The organism is Microbacterium flavum (genome assembly GCF_018717645.1).
Lineage (GTDB): Bacteria > Actinomycetota > Actinomycetes > Actinomycetales > Microbacteriaceae > Microbacterium > Microbacterium flavum.
Genome location: NZ_JAFLHG010000015.1, coordinates 12,008 through 28,349 on the forward strand (window position 1 = coordinate 12,008; position 16,342 = coordinate 28,349).

Below are 16,342 nucleotides of genomic sequence, written 5' to 3' on the forward strand. Positions count from 1 at the left end.
GGCTCGTCACGCCTCCACGGACGCGCGCTCGCGCGCCGCGAGGACCCGCGCATCGCGGGCCTTGATCTCCGTCTCGTTCTCGCGCAGCAGCGAGAACAGCGGCGCCGCGACGAAGAGAGTGGAGTAGGCGGCGACGATCGTCCCCACGAAGATCGACAGCGAGATGTCGGTCAGCGTCTGCGCGCCGAGCCAGAGAGCGCCGATGAAGAGGATCGCTCCGGTCGGGATCGCCGCGACGACCGTCGTGTTGATCGAGCGGATCAGCGTCTGGTTGACCGCGAGGTTCACGGACTCGCCGAACGTGCGGCCCGACCCCTCACCGTCCTCTCGCGTGTTCTCGCGCACCTTGTCGAACACGACGGTGGTGTCATACAGCGAATAGGAGAGGATCGTCAGGAAGCCGATGACCGCGGCGGGCGAGATCTCGAAGCCGAACAGCGCGTAGACACCGACGGTGATGACGAGCACGTCGACAAGACCGATGATCGCGGCGACGGACATCTTCCACGTACGGAAGTAGACCGCGAGGATGATGAACGTCAGCGCCAGGAAGATCGCGAGACCCCAGAGCGACTGACGCGTGACGTCCTGGCCCCAGCTGGGTCCGATGAACGACGAGCTCACCTCGTCCGTGGTCACCTGGTAGGCCTCGGCGAGGGCAGCAGAGACGGCGCGCGTCTCCGCATCCGTCATCTGGTCGGTCTGGACCCGGATCGACTGACCGCCGTCGGCGGCGCCGATCGTCGTGACCTTCGTCGTCGTGCCCGGGACCACCGAGTGCACCGCGGTCGTCGCGATCGTCTGGTCGGGCGACGTGACGCCGCTGACGGTGAACTGCGAGCCCCCGGTGAACTCGATCGAGAACTGCACGGGGCGGAACAGCGGCACGAGCGCGGCGCCGATCACGAGGACCGCTGCGATGATGAACCACAGCCGCCGCCGTCCGACGAACGGGAACGATGTCTTGCCCGTGTAGAGGTCGTTGCCGAGCTGATTCATGGAGCGCATCAGTCGTCCCCCTCCGTCGTCGAGCGGGTTCCGGAGAGCTCCGCCTGCTTGCGTTCAGCGATCGTCTGTCGACGCTCTGCTTCGCCACGCGACCGCTTGGTCCGTCGCGCGGCTCCGCCCTGCGCGGGCCCGGATGCCGCGGCGGGAACCCGGAACTGGGCGCGGCCGCGATACACGGCCCCGAGTGCCTCGGGATCGAGGCCCGACAGCGGATGCCCGCCACCGAAGAAGCGTGTCCGTGCCAGCAGCTGCATCACCGGGTGGGTGAACAGGATGAAGATCAGGATGTCGATCAGCGTCGTGAGCCCCAGCGTGAACGCGAAGCCCTTCACGGTGGCATCCGCGAGGATGTAGAGCACCACCGCGGCGAGGATGTTGATCGACTTGGAGATGTAGATCGTGCGCTTGGCTCTGCCCCAGCCGTCCTCGACGGCACCGGTGATCGACTTGCCGTCACGCAGCTCATCCCGGATGCGCTCGAAGTAGACGATGAACGAATCGGCGGTGAAGCCGATCGTGACGATGAGGCCCGCGACGCCGGCGAGGGACAGACGGAAGCCCATCCGCCACGCCAGGATGCACAGCGCGATGTAGGTCAGGATGCCCATGACCGCGAGCGAGGCGATGATGACGAAGCCGAGCGCCCGGTAGACGATGAGCGAGTAGAGAGCGACGAGGGCGAGGCCGATGAGGCCGGCGATGAGACCGATCTGCAGCTGCTGAGAGCCGAGCGTCGCGGAGATCGAGTTGGTGCTCTGCACCTCGAAGCTCAGCGGCAGCGCACCGTACTTGAGCTGGTCGGCGAGCGTCTTGGAGCTCTCCTGCGTGAACGAGCCGCTGATCTGCGGCTTCCCGTCGAGGATGACGCCGTTCATGGAGGGCGCGGAGAGGACGGCGCCGTCGAGCACGAAGGCGAACTGGTTCTGCGGAGTCTTTCCCGCCTGCGTGAACGCGTACAGCCGCTGGCTGACCTCGCCGAAGGTCTTCGCGCCGTCGGCGTCGAACACGACGTTGACGACCCACTGCCCGTTCTGCGTGTTCATACCCGCCGTGGCATCGGTGATCGCCGAGCCGTCGAGCTCCACCGGCCCGAGGATGTACTTCGCCGTTCCGCTGGGATCGCACGCGATGACCGGCTGATCCTTGGGCGCATTGGCCGGGTCGTTCGCGGAATCGTTGCAGTCGTAGGCGAGGAACTCCGCCTGAAGCGCCGGGGTCACCCAGTTGAGGTCGCTGCCGTCCGTCGGCGCGACCGTCGGCGTCGAAGGCAGGCCCGGGTCCGGGGTGGGGTACGGCGTCTGGTTGCCGTCCTCGCCGACGAACGACGTCGATGCCGCTGTGGTGTACAGGACAGCGCGCAGCTGCATCTGTGCGGAGGCGGCGATGCGGTCGCGCGTCTCGTCGTCGGCCGGCCCCGGGATCTGCACGACGATCTGATTGCCGGCCTGCGTCGTGATGTCGGTCTCGCCGACGCCGGACGCGTCCACGCGCTGGCGGATGATCGCCGCTGCCTGGTCCATCTGCTCAGACGTCGGCGTCGCACCGTCGGGGGTCTTGGCCGACAGGATGATCTGCGTGCCGCCCTGCAGGTCGAGGGCGAGCTCAGGCGTCCAGGAGCTCTTGCCGAAGGCGTAGACGCCGAGCGCGTTGACGCCGAACAGCACGACGACGATCGCGAGCAGGCCGGTCAGTGCGCGCCAGGCATGACGCACAGGGGTGGGTGTGGCCACGGAGGGTCAGCTTTCTTCGTCGTACCGCGCAGCGGTGCGGGCGTGGTTCAGGCCTGCGGCTTGTCGCCGGGCTCGATGCCGGTGGGCGCCGATCCGGCCGGCTTGTTCTCGGCCGCGGCGCGCGCGTTCTGCGCGTCATCGCTGATCGAGGTGATCTCGCCGTCGGCGACATCCGCCGTGTACTCGGCCTTCTCGGCCTCGGCCTCGATGAACTCGTCCTCGGTGAGGGTGCCCTCCTCCTCGTCCACGACGCGGAGGATCGCCTGGCTGTGCACCTCGACCTCGACGCCCGGCGCGAGCTCGACGCGTGCCGACTTGGAGAGGTCGACGCCGTCGTACTCGACGAGCGTGCCGTACAGGCCGCCCTGCAGGAGGACCTTGACGCCGGGGAGCATGGCCCGCGACTTCGCCTCCTGCTCCGACTTCATCCGGGCTGCGCGGCGACGCGAGCTCCAGAACATGAAGACGAGCAGCGCCGCCATCGCGACGAGCAGGATCCAATCCATGGGTACGACCTTTCGAGTGCGCGCCGATCGACGCGAAGAAGAGCGGCCGTCCTTCGACACGCTCCGGAGCGGCCTTCAGCGATTATAGGTCATCGAATCCGAGGACCTCCGCGGCGTCCCCGCGTACGGTCGCTCCGTGCGCAGGCACACGCAGATGGGCATAGGCCTCGGGGGTCGCGACCCGCCCGCGCGGCGTGCGGCCGAGGAAGCCGATGCGGACGAGGTAGGGCTCGACCACCGACTCGATCGTTTCGGCCTCCTCCCCCACGGTGACCGCGAGGGTGCTGAGACCGACCGGCCCACCGCGGAAGCGGCGCACGACGGCATCCAGCACGGCCCGGTCGAGCCGGTCGAGGCCGATCGCGTCGACATCGTAGAGCTCGAGAGCGGCCGCGACGTCCGCCTCGGTCGCCGTCCCCGCGCGCAGGGTCCGGCCCCCGGTCCCTGAGCCGCCCCCGGTCCCCGAGCCGCCCCCGGTCCCCGAGCTTGTCGAGGGGTCGCCGTGGACGATCACGTAATCCCGCACGCGCCGCAGCAGCCGGTTCGCGATCCGCGGTGTTCCGCGTGAGCGTCGCGAGATCTCCTCCCGCGCGGCGGGAGGAACCTCGACACCGAGGACGGCAGCCGACCGTGCGACGACACGCTCGAGCTCTTCCGGCTCGTAGTACTCCAGATGCGCGGTGAACCCGAACCGATCGCGCAGGGGGTTGGGCAGAAGCCCGGAGCGCGTCGTCGCACCGACGAGGGTGAAAGGGGCGAGGTCGAGGGGGATGCTGGTCGCACCGGCTCCCTTCCCGACCATGATGTCGATGCGGAAGTCCTCCATCGCGAGGTACAGCATCTCCTCGGCCGATCGGGCCATCCGGTGGATCTCATCGATGAAGAGCACTTCCCCCGGCACGAGGCTCGACAGAAGGGCCGCGAGGTCTCCGGCGTGCTGGATCGCGGGGCCGCTCGACATCCGCAGCGGACGCTCGCTCTCGTGCGCGACGATCATCGCGAGCGTCGTCTTGCCGAGGCCCGGAGGGCCCGAGAGGAGGATGTGGTCCGGCGGCCGCTGCTGGATCCGCGCGGCATCCAGCAGCAGCTGCAGCTGGCCTCGGACCTTGTGCTGGCCGACGAACTCGGCGAGCGACGAGGGTCGAAGGGCGCCTTCGACGGCGAGCTCGACGTCGTCCTCCGCGACGGCCGGGTCGACCGTGCCGTCGTCAGACATTCGCCCGCTCCGGACGGCTCGGGCCGAGCTGTGCGAGGGCCAGCTTCAGGAGCGCCGGAACGGATCCCCGCTCGGATGCCGCGGCGTCCCCCACGATCGCCTGGACCGCCTCCGCGCTCACCCGCTCGCTCCACCCGAGCGCGACGAGCGCAGCGACGACCTGGCCCGCGACGGCGGGCGCGGCACCCGGACCGCCGGCGGATCCAGGGCGCGGCACGGGCGCGTGGAGCTTGCCGGCGAGCTGGACGACGATGAGCTTCGCCGTCTTCGGACCGATGCCGGACACGCGGCGGAAGGGCGCGTCGTCCTCCGCCGCGACGGCGTCGGCGATCTGGGTGACCGTCAGCGCGGACAGGACCCCCAGCGCCGATTTCGGGCCGACGCCCGACACGCTCAGGAGCAGGATGAAGGTGTCGAGCTCCTCCCGCTCGGCGAAGCCGAAGAGCGAGAGCGCGTCCTCGCGGACCACGAGGTTCGTGTGCAGCACGGTCTCGTCGCCCGCATGAAGGGCGCGCGCCATCTGAGCCGTGACCGCGACGGCGAACCCGACGCCGCCGACCTCGACGATCACCGACTCGGCATCCGAATGCAGCACGACGCCGCGCAGAGAGGAGATCATGCGTCCACCCTACGGGCGGGTTCGGACGTTTGTTCGAGCGACACGCACGCGCGGGGCGCCGGAGGCCTCACCGTCGCGCAGCCGCCTTCTCCGCCTGCGCCCACGCACGCTGCGCCGGTGTCAGGCCGCCCGGGTCGCCCGCTCCGGCGCCGACCGTGCCTGTGCGGTCCGCGCCGCCGCGGCGCCACGCGTGGCAGAGCGCGATCGCGAGGGCATCCGCGGCATCCGCGGGCTGGGGCAGCACTTCGAGCCGCAGGACGCGCGCGACCATGCTCTGCACCTGTCGCTTGTCCGCCGCTCCGTAGCCGGTGATCGCCGCCTTCACCTCGGAGGGCGTGTGGGTGGCGGCGGGCAGGCCGTGTTCGGCGGCGAGCAGGAGCGCGATGCCGCTCGCCTGCGCCGTCCCCATGACCGTGCTGCGATTCTGCTGCGCGAAGACGCGCTCGACGGCGACCACGTCCGGGCGGTGCTCGGCGAGGACGATGCGCAGACCCGCCGCGATCACCGCCAGACGCTCGCCCACCGCGAGGTCGGGCGCGGAGCGGACGACCCCGACGTGGACGAGGGATGCCGAGCGGTCGGCCCGCACGTCGACCACCCCGACGCCGCAGCGGGTGAGGCCGGGGTCGATGCCGAGGACGCGGAGAGCGGATGCCACTCCCCCACGCTAACGGCGGGAGCGCGGCATCCGCTCTGCGAAACGCGGCCATCGCGGCGCCGCGACGGTGGCCGCCGAGATCACTCGTCCGCTTCGAGCTCCGCCTGCACGTCGGCCGTGAGGTCGAAGTTGCTGAAGACGTTCTGCACGTCGTCGCTGTCCTCGAGCGCATCGATGAGACGGAACACCTTCCGCGCCGTCTCGGCGTCGACCTCGACCTTGAGGTTCGGGACGAACTCCACGTCGGCCGATTCGTACTCGATGCCGGCATCGGCGAGGCCGGAACGGACCGCGACGAGGTCCGACGCCTCGGTGATGACCTCGAAGCCCTGCGCGTGGGGCTCGATCTCCTCGGCGCCCGCCTCGAGCGCAGCCATCATGACGTCGTCCTCGCTCGTGCCCTCGCTGGAGACGACGATGACGCCCTTGCGGGTGAAGTTGTAGGCGACCGAGCCCGGGTCGGCGAGGGTGCCGCCGTTGCGCGACAGCGCCGTGCGCACCTCGGCCGCGGCGCGGTTCTTGTTGTCGGTGAGACACTCGATCATGAGAGCGACGCCGTTCGGGCCGTAGCCCTCGTACATGATCGAGGTGTACTCGACCGATTCGCCGCCGATGCCCGCGCCGCGCTTGATGGCGCGGTCGATGTTGTCCTTCGGGACGGAGGTCTTCTTGGCCTTGAGGACCGCGTCGAACAGGGTCGGGTTGCCCTGGAGGTCCGCGCCGCCGAGCTTGGCGGCGACTTCGATGTTCTTGATGAGCTTCGCCCACGACTTGGCACGGCGGGAGTCGATGACCGCCTTCTTGTGCTTGGTCGTGGCCCATTTGGAGTGTCCGGACATGACGTCCAGTTTACGGGGAACCGCCCACGATCTTCGCGAGGGTCCGCAGGTTGCGCGTCGTCGTCGAGGTCCGGTACCGCGACTGGGCGAGCACCTTCGCGAGCGGGGTGTCCACGGTCCGCCCCTTCTCGGGGCTCCAGTAGAGCACGCCGAATCCGCTGCTCGCGGGATCCTCCGCAGGATCCAGGGATGCCGCGGCATCCGTCAGCGCCTCCAGCACCCCGCGGTCGCTGCAGAACACGACGTACGGCTGCCGGGACGGGTCCTCCGCGTCAAAGGGGAAGGCGTCGGCGGCGGCGCGGAGCTCGTCGAGGGTCACGAGCACGATCCAGGCGTCGTAGCCGAACCTGTCGCGCAAGCCCTGCTCGATGCGCGTCTTCAGGCCCTCGCGCTCATCGACCTCGACATCGGACGCGAAGCGCACGTTCCCGCTCGCGAGGACGGTCCTGACTCCGTCGAAACCCAGATCGCCGAACAGTGCGGCGAGGTCCGCGCTCTTCACGGTCACGCCGTTCACGTTGACGCCGCGAAGGAGCGCCACCCAGGTCGTCATGACCGCAGGGTATCGTCCCCCGCTTCCCGCACGAGGCTCAGGAAGAGCTCGTGGAAGCGCGTCTCACCCGACACCTCGGGATGGAACGCCGTGCCGAGCAGGTTCCCCTGCCGCACCGCGACGGTGCTCCCATCCGGGAGCGCCGTCAGTGGGCGCGCCTGTTCACCGACTTCGGTCACCCGCGGCGCGCGGATGAAGGCCGCGTGGACCGGCGCGTCGAACCCCTCGACGGCCAGATCGGTCTCGAACGACAGCGACTGCCCCCCGAAGGCGTTCCGGCGCACCGTGACGTCGAGGCCGCCGAAGCTCTCCTGCCCGTCGATGGGGTTCTCGATCCGGTCGGCGAGGAGGATCAGGCCCGCGCATGTGCCGTACATGGGCATCCCCGCGGCGATCGCGCGCCGGATCGGCTCCTGCATGCCGAACGCGCGCGCCAGCTTGTCGATGACGCTGGACTCCCCGCCCGGCAGGACGAGTCCCCCGACGGCGGCGAGGTCGTCTGGTCGTCGGACGAGCGCCACCTCGGCGCCGAGCCCCGACAGGACGCGCACATGCTCGCGGACATCGCCCTGAAGGGCGAGCACGCCGACGCGGGGTCGGGTCGGACTCACCAGCCGCGCTCGGCGAGGCGGTGGGGTGCGGGCAGATCGGGGACGTTGATGCCGACCATCGCCTCCCCGAGACCGCGGGAGACCTCCGCGATCACCGAGGCATCGTCGAAGAAGGTCGTCGCCTTCACGATCGCCGCCGCCCGCGCCGCCGGATTTCCGCTCTTGAAGATGCCCGAGCCCACGAAGACACCGTCCGCGCCGAGCTGCATCATCATCGCGGCGTCCGCCGGCGTGGCGACGCCACCCGCGACGAACAGCACGACGGGAAGCGTCCCCGTCTCGGCGATCTCGGCGACGAGGTCGTACGGCGCCTGGAGCTCCTTCGCGGCCACGAACAGCTCGTCCTTGGGAAGGGCGGCGAGAGCCGCGATCTCGCCGCGGATCTTGCGGATGTGCTTCATCGCCTCGGACACGTCCCCGGTGCCGGCCTCGCCCTTGGAGCGGATCATCGCCGCCCCCTCGGTGATCCGTCGGAGCGCCTCGCCGAGGTTCGTCGCGCCGCACACGAACGGCACCGTGAACTTCCACTTGTCGATGTGGTTCACGTAGTCGGCGGGCGAGAGCACCTCGGACTCGTCGATGTAGTCGACACCGAGCTCCTGCAGCACCTGCGCCTCGACGAAGTGTCCGATGCGGGCCTTGGCCATCACCGGGATCGACACCGCCTCGATGATCCCGTCGATCATGTCCGGGTCGCTCATGCGCGACACGCCGCCCTGGGCACGGATGTCGGCGGGGACGCGCTCGAGCGCCATGACGGCGACGGCACCGGCGTCCTCGGCGATCTTGGCCTGGTCGGGCGTGACGACGTCCATGATGACGCCGCCCTTCAGCATCTCGGCGAGGCCGCGCTTGACGCGCGAGGATCCGGTCGTGGGCGTGGACATCAGGCGGGCTCCTGCACGTTCGAGGGTCGGGTCGATTTGACCTAGGCCAAAAAATAGCATGTCCTGCCACACGGTGTTCGTTGACACGTCACAAGCCGCGCCGGGTCGATAGGATCGAGTGGACGGGGAGTGTGGACGATGCCCATCAGCGGACGGGCGGCGACGGATATCGCCGACAGCGTGCGCCAGCAGGTCGAGCGCGGCGAGCTCGTCCCCGGCGATGCGCTCCCCTCGGTGCGCGCCCTCGCCGACGACCTCGCCGTCAACCGCAACACGGTCGTCTCCGCCTACCGCCTGCTCACCCAGGCGGGCCTCGTCGAAGCACGAGGGCGCGCCGGCACCCGCGTCGCCCTCCGCGCGCCGATCGCCCAGGAGGGCTTCGCCCACGACACGGTGCTGCGCGATCTCGGGACGGGGAATCCCGATCCGGCGCTCATCCCCGACCCGACGGCGGCCCTCGCCAGGACAGCCGGCCGGCCCGTGCTCTACGGCGAACCGGTGATCGACACCGATCTCGAGACCTGGGCGACCACGTGGATGCGTGCGGCCGTCGGCCCGCGCCCCTTCCGGCTGACGGTCACCGGCGGCGCATCCGACGCGATCGAACGCCTCCTCGCCCAGACCCTCACCCGCGATGACGCGGTCGCTCTGGAAGATCCGTGCTTCCTCGCGAGCCTCAACACCGTGCGCCTCGGGGGGTACCGCCCGGTGGCCGTCCCGGTCGACGACGAGGGGATGACCGTCGCGGGCCTTCAGGCGGCGCTGGATGCCGGGGCGCGCGCCGTCGTCCTGACCCCGCGTGCACAGAACCCGACCGGCGCGAGCCTGTCGCAGGGCCGCGCCGCGGCACTTCGAGGGGTCCTCAGCACGCACCCCTACGTGCTCGTGATCGAGGACGATCACTTCTCGCTCCTGTCCGCGCGGCCGTACTTCTCGGTGATCCCCGAGGGCCACCACCGGTGGGCGCTCATCCGATCGGTCTCGAAGTTCCTGGGGCCGGACATGTGCCTCGCGGTCACGGCATCCGACCCGGATACCGCGGAGCGGCTCGCCCGTCGACTGAACCCCGGCTCGCAATGGGTCAGCCACCTGCTCCAGCGCCTCGGCCACGCGCTGCTCACCGACGCCGACGCGGTGGCCGCTGTGGCCCGCGCGGCGGAGCACTACGCCGGCCGGAACGCCGCCGCAGCGGCGGCGCTCACCGACGCCGGCGTGACGGTCACCCCCGGCGACGGCCTCAGCCTGTGGGTGCCGCTGCCGGTCGCCGCCCGCTCCGTCTCGGAGCAGCTAATGCGGCGCGGATGGCTCGCGCGACCCGGCGACGAGTTCGTCCTCGAGAGCGACGCGGCGGCGCGACACCTGCGCCTGACCGTCCACGATCTGTCCGACGCGGACCTCCGGCGTCTGGCATCCGACCTGGCGGAGGCCGTCGCCGCCGCCTCGACCACGAAAGCAGCGCGATCATGAAGATCCTCTCGATCCAGTCCGCCGTCGCCTACGGCCATGTGGGCAACTCCGCCGCCGTCTTCCCGCTGCAGCGCATCGGCGTGGAGGTTCTCCCGGTGTACACCGTGAACTTCTCCAACCACACGGGCTACGGGGCGTGGCGCGGACCACTGATCTCGCCCGACGACGTCCGCGATGTCATCCTCGGCATCGAGGAGCGCGGGGTCTTCGGCGAGATCGACGTGGTGCTCAGCGGCTATCAGGGCGGCGAGGGCATCGGCGACGTCATCCTCGATGCCGTCGCGCGCGTGAAGGCCGCGAACCCGGATGCCGTCTACGCGTGCGATCCCGTCATGGGCAACGCGAAGAGCGGCTGCTTCGTCGCCCCGGCGATCCCGATCCTGCTGCGGGAGCGGGTCGTCCCCGCGGCCGACATCATCACGCCGAACCAGTTCGAGCTGGGCTTTCTCACCGAGACGGACCCGCGTGATCTCGACTCCACGCTCGCGTCCGTCGACGCGGCGAGAGCGATGGGTCCCTCGACCGTGCTCGTCACCTCGGTCGAGCGCCCGGATCAGCCGCTCGACACGATCGAGATGCTCGCGGTCACGCCCGAGGGTGCCTGGATCGTGCAGACGCCGCGCATTCCGATGAAGGCGAACGGGTCGGGCGACGTGACGGCGGCCCTGTTCACCGCGCACTACCGGTCGACCGGTGACGCGGCGGACGCGCTGGCGAAGACCGTGTCGAGCGTGTTCGACCTGCTGACCCTGACGCACGAGTCGGGGCAGCGCGAGCTGCAGCTCGTCGAGGCGCAGGAGTTCTACGCGCACCCCCGCGCGCAGTTCCCGGTGACCCGCATCCGCTGACCCGCCGCACGCCTGGTCCCACCCGCGTCCGCGCATCCGACCCGCGAGACACCGGCCCTGCACCGAGGCGCCGGGTGTGCACCGGTGTCTCGGCGTGGAAACCGTGTCTCGCGGTCAGAGCGGACGAACGGGGCGGTCCAGGGTCACGCCATTGGCCAGGCGGATGCCACGGCCTCGCGCACGTCGCCGAGCAGCTGCGGCAGGGCTTTCGTGCGCGCGATGATCGGGAAGAAGTTCGCGTCCGATGCCCAGCGCGGCACGATGTGCTGGTGAAGGTGCTCGTCGACTCCCGCGCCCGCGACGGCGCCCTGGTTCATGCCGATGTTGAAGCCGTCGCAGCGCGACACCTCTCGGAGCACCCGCATGCCGGTCTGCGTGAGCGCTCCGATCTCGGCGACCTCCTCCGGCGTGGCCTGGTCGTAGGTCGCGATATGGCGATACGGGCATACGAGCATGTGCCCCGAGTTGTACGGGAAGAGATTCAGCAGCACGTAGGACGTCACGCCCCGGTGGACGATGAGGCCGTCGGCATCCGACTTCTGCGGCGCGGCGCAGAAGGGGCACCCGCTCCCCCGCAGCGCGTCCGCCCCGGTGGTGATGTAGGCCATGCGGTGCGGCGTCCAGAGCCGCTGAAAGGCGTCGGGAACGCCGGCGAACCCCTCGACAGGCTCGGGGACCGGACCAGGCTCCGGGACCGGGACAGGCTCCGGGACCGGGACAGGCTCGGAGACCGGGGCCGCGTCGCCGCCATCCGGTCCCTGAGCCTGTCGAAGGGTCACGCGAGATCCTCCGCGGAGTTCACGAGCGTCTTCGCGGCGATCGCCGTGAGGATCTTCTCGACCGCCTCGTCGACGGGGATGCCGTTGGTCTGCGACCCGTCGCGGAAGCGGAACGACACCGTGCTGCCCGCACGGTCCTGCTCACCCGCGATCAGCTGCAGCGGCACCTTCTGGGTGGTGTGGGTGCGGATCTTCTTCGGCATCCGATCGTCGGAGTGGTCGACCTCGGCACGCACGCCCGCGGCGCGCAACCGGGTCACGATCTCGTCGAGGTACGGCGCGTACTCCTCGGCGACCGGGATGCCGACGACCTGGACGGGCGCGAGCCAGACAGGGAACGCTCCGGCGTAGTGCTCGAGAAGGATCGCGAAGAACCGCTCGACCGAGCCGAACAGAGCGCGGTGGATCATCACCGGGCGGTGCTTCTCGCCGTCGGGGCCGGTGTACTCCAGCTCGAACCGCTCGGGCTGGTTGAAGTCGAGCTGGATGGTCGACATCTGCCAGGTGCGCCCGATGGCGTCCCGCGCCTGAACCGAGATCTTCGGGCCGTAGAACGCGGCTCCGCCCGGGTCGGGAACGAGGTCGAGCCCGGAGCCTTCGGCCACCTCGCGCAGGGTCTCGGTCGCCTCGGTCCATAGCTCGTCGGCGCCGAGGAACTTGGGGTTCCCGTCCTCCTTCGTGGACAGTTCGAGGTAGAAGTCGTTCAGCCCGTAGTCGCGCAGCGTCTGCAGCACGAAGTCGAGCGAGTGGGTGAGCTCGCTCTTGACCTGATCGGCCGTCACATAGATGTGGGTGTCGTCCTGGGTCATGCCGCGCACGCGGGTGAGGCCCGACAGGGTGCCGCTCTTCTCGTAGCGGTAGACGGACCCGAACTCGCTGAGCCGCAGCGGCAGCTCGCGGTACGAGCGCCCCCGCGAGCGGAAGATCAGGTTGTGGAACGGGCAGTTCATGGGCTTCAGGTAGTACTCCTGGCCCTCACGGCTCACATGGCCGTCGGAATCCACGACCTCATCCAGCACCATCGGGGGGTACATGCCGTCGGCGTACCACTGCAGGTGGCCGCTCGTCATGAACAGGTCGCCCTTGGTGATGTGCGGGGAGTTCACGACCTGGTAGCCGCTGGCGAGCAGGCGCTCGCGCATGTACCGCTCGATCTCGTAGCGGATGATGCCGCCCTTGGGGTGGAAGACCGAGAGACCCGGGCCGATCTCGTCGGGGAACGAGAAGAGGTCGAGGTCCTTGCCCAGCTTGCGGTGGTCGCGCTTGGCGGCCTCCTCGAGGCGCTGCTGGTACGCGCGCAGCTCGTCCTTGGTCGGCCAGGCGGTGCCGTAGATCCGCTGCAGCTGCGGGTTCTTCTCGCTGCCGCGCCAGTAGGCGCCGGCGACACGGGTGAGATCCCAGCCGTTCCCGACGTAGCGGGTCCCGGGGACGTGCGGGCCGCGGCAGAGGTCGCGCCACACGACCTCCCCCTCGCGGTCCACGTTCTCGTAGACGGTGAGCTCGGCGCCGCCGATCTCGGCAGAGGCGCCCTCGGCGGCGTTCGCGCCCGAGCCGGGTCCGCCCGCCAGGCCGATCAGCTCGAGCTTGAACGGCTCCCCCTCCATCAGCGCACGGGCCTCGGCCTCGTCGACGACCCGGCGGACGAAGCGCTGGTTCTCGCGGACGATGCGCTCCATCTCCTTCTTGATGGCTTTGAGGTCCTCCGGCGTGAAGGGGTCCACGTCGCCGAAGTCGAAGTAGAAGCCGTCGGTGATGGGCGGCCCGATCCCGAGCGTGGACTGCGGCTTGATCCGCTGCACGGCCTGGGCCATGACGTGCGCGGTGGAGTGGCGCAGGATCGCGAGGCCGTCCGCGCTGCTCGCGAGCACGGGCTCGACCTCGTCGCTCTCCGTGACGAGCGTCGCGAGGTCTTTCAGCTCGCCGCCCACGCGCAGGGCGACGACGGAGCGGTCGGGGAACAGGGTGAAGCCGTCGGCGGGATAGGTCACGTCCGCCGCGGGTGAGACATCAGTCAAGGGAGGGTCTCCAGAGGATGGATCGGATGGGATGCTCAGCTTCGGGCGCACCGCGCCCCGCCCGCTCAGGCCCAGATCGTTCGTGCACCGGGCGTTCGCGTGCCGGTCGCGAACGCGATGATCCGGCTCAGTTCCATATGTGCAGTCTATCGTCGCGGCAGGGTCCATGATGGATGCCGTGATGCTTGCCGTGATCGGAGCGGTGCTCCTGCTCCTCGGCGGCGTGGCCGTCGCCACGGGCGTGCTCCCGGCCGCGGATGCCCTCGCGATCGGCGACCGGGTGTGGCCGATCCTCCTCTTCGTCGTGGCGGTCACGATCGTCGCAGAGCTCGGCGCCCGGGCCGGTGTCTTTGATTCGGTGGCGGCCCGGCTCGCGCGGCTCTCGCGCGGCCGGGTGATCGTCCTCTGGCTCATGATCGTGGTCTTCGCGACCGTCGTCACGGCCTTCCTGTCGCTCGACACGACCGCGGTGCTCCTGACTCCGGTCGTCGTGGCCGTCGCGCGCGCGAACCGCCTCGCGCCGCTCCCGTTCGCCTTCGCCACGGTGTGGCTGGCGAACACGGCATCCCTCTTCCTCCCTGTCTCCAATCTGACCAACCTGCTGGCGGCGCATCGGCTCGGCGAGCTCGACGCGCTGGGGTTCCTGGCGCTCCTGGGCCCCTCCGCGGTGATCGCGACCCTCGTCACGGTGGCGTTCCTCTGGTGGACGAACCGGCGCGACCTGCGCGGGCGCTTCACCCCGGGACACCCGCCGCGCGTGCCCGACCCGACCCTGCTGCGGATCTCCGCGGCCGTCCTGGTCGTGATGATGCCGCTCCTGGTCATCGGCATCCCGCCGTGGATGCCGGCGCTCGGCGCCGCGATCGCCTTGACCGTCGTCTTCGCGTGGCGCTCCCCCCGCGCCCTGCGATGGGCCCTCGTCCCCTGGCAGCTCGTGGTCTTCGCTTCGGGTTTGTTCCTCGCCGTCGGCGCAGCCGAGTCGCTGGGTTCGGGCGCACTGCTCGCCGCCGCGACAGGCCGCGGCGAGGACCTGCTGTCCCTCTGGCAGGTCGCCGGCGTCGGCCTGCTCGGCGCGAACGTCGTGAACAACCTGCCCGCGTACCTGGCGCTCGAGTCGGCGGCCGGCTCTCCCGTGCGCCTCGCAGCGCTTCTCATCGGCGTCAACGCCGGACCGTTGATCACCCCGTGGGCCTCTCTCGCGACCCTGCTGTGGCACCAGCGCCTGCACGCGGTGGGGGTGGATGTCCCGTGGCGTCGGTACGTCCTGCTCGGGCTCGTCGTCGCTCCCGTGACGGTGGCACTCGCGGTGCTCCCCCTCGCCCTGCGCTGAGCAGGGCGAGGGGGAGCTCGTCCACGCGCTCAGGCGAGGGTGAGGTCGACCTGGATCTCGCCCGCGAGGGCCTCGAGGGCGCGCGTGATCTCGTCGGCATCCCCCGTGGGCGGCACGCTGACCGTGACCACGGCCTCGAAGAGCGTTCCGCCGGCCATCGGCGCGTCGAGGGTGCGACTGCGGAAAGTATCGATCGATACCGCGTGCGCGGCGATCGCCGCGGTGACGTCGCGCACGATGCCGGGGCGGTCGTTGCCGAGCACGGTGAACGAGAGCGTGCGGCGCGCGGCATCAGCGGCTCCGGATGCCGGGGCTCCGCCCCCACCCGCTCCCGGCGCGCCGCTGTGCACCGCCACCGTCAGCAGACCGTCGAGGTCCTCGAGCGACGCCGTCAGCGCGGCGACACCGTCATCGGGCACGGTCACCAGGACGATCCCCGCGAAGGCTCCGGCGAGCTCGGCCAGTTCGCTCCGCTCCCAGTTGCCCCCGCCCTCGGAGATCCTGCGGGCGAGCGCGTTGACGAGTCCGGCGCGGTCCTCGCCGACGACGGTGAGCACGAGATGGGCCATGCCCGGAGCCTATCGGGAGGCCGCGACGGCTGTCACGGCCTCCCGCTCGGGGAGCCGTCAGACGGGAGCCTGACCCGATGAATGCGCTGATCGCTCAGATCGCGATCGCCGGCCGAGAAAGCGAAAACCCCCGGTGAACCGGGGGTTTCAGGTGGTGCGCGATACTGGGATCGAACCAGTGACCTCTTCCGTGTCAGGGAAGCGCGCTACCGCTGCGCCAATCGCGCCTGTACAGGCTTGTTCAGTTATGAGCGAGGTGGCGACGGGATTCGAACCCGTGTAAACGGCTTTGCAGGCCGGTGCCTAGCCGCTCGGCCACGCCACCGTGTGGATTAACCGTGTGGTTTGACCCCACGTGCCGTGATCACTTCGAAAAGTGATCCCTGCACTCGAGCGGATGACGAGACTCGAACTCGCGACCCTAACCTTGGCAAGGTTATGCGCTACCAACTGCGCTACATCCGCATTTCGCACCCTGGTTGCCCCGGGCACTTGATCGACTTTAGCCGACGAACGCGCGAGCGCCAAACCGATGCACCTCCGCGCGTGTCACACGTTCCGATTCGTCGCGAGCCCCGGCATCCGGTAGCATCGGTTCTCGGTCCTTCGGGATCACGGGCGATTGGCGCAGTTGGTAGCGCGCTTCCTTCACACGGAAGAGGTCATCAGTTCGAGTCTGGTATCGCCCACCGCACGCCCCCGTCGCC

16 protein-coding genes and 4 tRNA genes are annotated in these 16,342 nt (G+C 69.9%); 4 read left to right on the forward strand and 16 right to left on the reverse strand.

Going from position 1 to position 16,342, the window contains the following annotated elements; all coding sequences use genetic code 11:
* Positions 1 to 6 precede the first annotated feature (6 nt).
* From secF to pdxS, 10 genes are all read right to left on the reverse strand, one after another.
* Positions 7 to 1,008 carry a protein translocase subunit SecF gene (secF, locus tag J0P97_RS13990; protein WP_215488410.1) on the reverse strand — a complete coding sequence of 334 codons (1,002 nt, stop codon included), beginning with the start codon at positions 1,006 to 1,008 and terminating at the stop codon, positions 7 to 9.
* Entirely contained in the window at positions 1,008 to 2,738 is a 1,731-nt protein-coding gene (gene secD, locus J0P97_RS13995; protein ID WP_215488411.1) for a protein translocase subunit SecD, read from the reverse strand. The genes secF and secD overlap by 1 nt, the downstream gene beginning before the upstream one ends.
* Before the next feature lie 47 nt (positions 2,739 to 2,785).
* Positions 2,786 to 3,244 (reverse strand): preprotein translocase subunit YajC, encoded by a 459-nt coding sequence (locus J0P97_RS14000; protein WP_215488412.1) that lies wholly within the window; start codon positions 3,242 to 3,244, stop codon positions 2,786 to 2,788.
* Between the two features lie 82 nt (positions 3,245 to 3,326).
* A complete protein-coding gene (gene ruvB / locus J0P97_RS14005; protein ID WP_215488413.1) occupies positions 3,327 to 4,460 on the reverse strand; it encodes a Holliday junction branch migration DNA helicase RuvB in 1,134 nt (377 codons plus the stop codon).
* A complete protein-coding gene (gene ruvA, locus J0P97_RS14010) occupies positions 4,453 to 5,079 on the reverse strand; it encodes a Holliday junction branch migration protein RuvA (protein ID WP_215488414.1) in 627 nt (208 codons plus the stop codon). The genes ruvB and ruvA overlap by 8 nt, the downstream gene beginning before the upstream one ends.
* A 67-nt stretch (positions 5,080 to 5,146) precedes the next feature.
* Positions 5,147 to 5,737, reverse strand: coding sequence for a crossover junction endodeoxyribonuclease RuvC (gene ruvC / locus J0P97_RS14015; RefSeq protein ID WP_215488415.1), 591 nt, complete (start codon positions 5,735 to 5,737; stop codon positions 5,147 to 5,149).
* 80 nt (positions 5,738 to 5,817) lie between these two features.
* Entirely contained in the window at positions 5,818 to 6,576 is a 759-nt protein-coding gene (locus J0P97_RS14020; RefSeq protein ID WP_215488416.1) for a YebC/PmpR family DNA-binding transcriptional regulator, read from the reverse strand.
* Positions 6,577 to 6,586: 10 nt separating this feature from the next.
* Positions 6,587 to 7,129, reverse strand: coding sequence for a DUF1697 domain-containing protein (locus tag J0P97_RS14025; protein ID WP_215488417.1), 543 nt, complete (start codon positions 7,127 to 7,129; stop codon positions 6,587 to 6,589).
* Positions 7,126 to 7,740, reverse strand: a complete 615-nt coding sequence (gene pdxT / locus J0P97_RS14030) for a pyridoxal 5'-phosphate synthase glutaminase subunit PdxT (protein ID WP_372449723.1) — start codon at positions 7,738 to 7,740, stop codon at positions 7,126 to 7,128. Before pdxT ends, J0P97_RS14025 begins: the two co-directional genes overlap by 4 nt.
* Positions 7,737 to 8,627, reverse strand: a complete 891-nt coding sequence (gene pdxS, locus J0P97_RS14035; RefSeq protein ID WP_215488418.1) for a pyridoxal 5'-phosphate synthase lyase subunit PdxS — start codon at positions 8,625 to 8,627, stop codon at positions 7,737 to 7,739. The genes pdxT and pdxS overlap by 4 nt, the downstream gene beginning before the upstream one ends.
* A gap of 138 nt (positions 8,628 to 8,765) precedes the next feature.
* On the opposite strand from pdxS, the gene J0P97_RS14040 reads away from it, so the two are divergent.
* Together J0P97_RS14040 and pdxY are read left to right on the forward strand one after the other, a co-directional pair.
* A complete protein-coding gene (locus J0P97_RS14040; protein ID WP_215488419.1) occupies positions 8,766 to 10,094 on the forward strand; it encodes a GntR family transcriptional regulator in 1,329 nt (442 codons plus the stop codon).
* Complete coding sequence (gene pdxY, locus J0P97_RS14045) at positions 10,091 to 10,942, forward strand: pyridoxal kinase PdxY (protein ID WP_215488420.1); 852 nt, start codon at positions 10,091 to 10,093, stop codon at positions 10,940 to 10,942. The genes J0P97_RS14040 and pdxY overlap by 4 nt, the downstream gene beginning before the upstream one ends.
* 143 nt (positions 10,943 to 11,085) lie before the next feature.
* Here pdxY and J0P97_RS14050 read toward each other — a convergent pair whose 3' ends face one another.
* Positions 11,086 to 11,721 (reverse strand): HIT family protein, encoded by a 636-nt coding sequence (locus J0P97_RS14050; protein WP_282837826.1) that lies wholly within the window; start codon positions 11,719 to 11,721, stop codon positions 11,086 to 11,088.
* Positions 11,718 to 13,736 (reverse strand): threonine--tRNA ligase, encoded by a 2,019-nt coding sequence (gene thrS, locus J0P97_RS14055; RefSeq protein WP_215488421.1) that lies wholly within the window; start codon positions 13,734 to 13,736, stop codon positions 11,718 to 11,720. The genes J0P97_RS14050 and thrS overlap by 4 nt, the downstream gene beginning before the upstream one ends.
* Positions 13,737 to 13,905: 169 nt before the next feature.
* Here thrS and J0P97_RS14060 point away from each other — a divergent pair, with 169 nt between their 5' ends.
* Complete coding sequence (locus tag J0P97_RS14060; RefSeq protein ID WP_215488456.1) at positions 13,906 to 15,066, forward strand: ArsB/NhaD family transporter; 1,161 nt, start codon at positions 13,906 to 13,908, stop codon at positions 15,064 to 15,066.
* Positions 15,067 to 15,095: 29 nt separating this feature from the next.
* Here J0P97_RS14060 and J0P97_RS14065 read toward each other — a convergent pair whose 3' ends face one another.
* The 4 genes from J0P97_RS14065 to J0P97_RS14080 form a co-directional block, all read right to left on the reverse strand.
* A complete protein-coding gene (locus tag J0P97_RS14065; RefSeq protein ID WP_215488422.1) occupies positions 15,096 to 15,635 on the reverse strand; it encodes a glycine cleavage system transcriptional repressor in 540 nt (179 codons plus the stop codon).
* 152 nt (positions 15,636 to 15,787) lie between these two features.
* Positions 15,788 to 15,862: transfer RNA gene (locus J0P97_RS14070), tRNA-Val, on the reverse strand.
* A 27-nt stretch (positions 15,863 to 15,889) separates the two neighbouring features.
* Positions 15,890 to 15,960, reverse strand: a tRNA-Cys gene (locus J0P97_RS14075).
* A gap of 67 nt (positions 15,961 to 16,027) precedes the next feature.
* Positions 16,028 to 16,100: transfer RNA gene (locus J0P97_RS14080), tRNA-Gly, on the reverse strand.
* 151 nt (positions 16,101 to 16,251) lie between these two features.
* Between J0P97_RS14080 and J0P97_RS14085 the strand changes: the two genes are divergently transcribed.
* Positions 16,252 to 16,324: transfer RNA gene (locus tag J0P97_RS14085), tRNA-Val, on the forward strand.
* The last annotated feature ends 18 nt before the right edge of the window (positions 16,325 to 16,342 follow it).

Bases quoted from the DNA above. Each gene is read 5' to 3' on its own strand.
- J0P97_RS14040 (WP_215488419.1), top strand. From the start codon at position 8,766: ATGCCCATCAGCGGACGGGCGGCGACGGATATCGCCGACAGCGTGCGC.
- J0P97_RS14060 (WP_215488456.1), top strand. From the start codon at position 13,906: ATGGATGCCGTGATGCTTGCCGTGATCGGAGCGGTGCTCCTGCTCCTC.
- pdxY (WP_215488420.1), top strand. From the start codon at position 10,091: ATGAAGATCCTCTCGATCCAGTCCGCCGTCGCCTACGGCCATGTGGGC.
- secF (WP_215488410.1), bottom strand. From the start codon at position 1,008: ATGCGCTCCATGAATCAGCTCGGCAACGACCTCTACACGGGCAAGACA.
- pdxS (WP_215488418.1), bottom strand. From the start codon at position 8,627: ATGTCCACGCCCACGACCGGATCCTCGCGCGTCAAGCGCGGCCTCGCC.
- J0P97_RS14025 (WP_215488417.1), bottom strand. From the start codon at position 7,129: ATGACGACCTGGGTGGCGCTCCTTCGCGGCGTCAACGTGAACGGCGTG.
- J0P97_RS14000 (WP_215488412.1), bottom strand. From the start codon at position 3,244: ATGGATTGGATCCTGCTCGTCGCGATGGCGGCGCTGCTCGTCTTCATG.
- J0P97_RS14065 (WP_215488422.1), bottom strand. From the start codon at position 15,635: ATGGCCCATCTCGTGCTCACCGTCGTCGGCGAGGACCGCGCCGGACTC.
- J0P97_RS14020 (WP_215488416.1), bottom strand. From the start codon at position 6,576: ATGTCCGGACACTCCAAATGGGCCACGACCAAGCACAAGAAGGCGGTC.
- ruvB (WP_215488413.1), bottom strand. From the start codon at position 4,460: ATGTCTGACGACGGCACGGTCGACCCGGCCGTCGCGGAGGACGACGTC.
- ruvA (WP_215488414.1), bottom strand. From the start codon at position 5,079: ATGATCTCCTCTCTGCGCGGCGTCGTGCTGCATTCGGATGCCGAGTCG.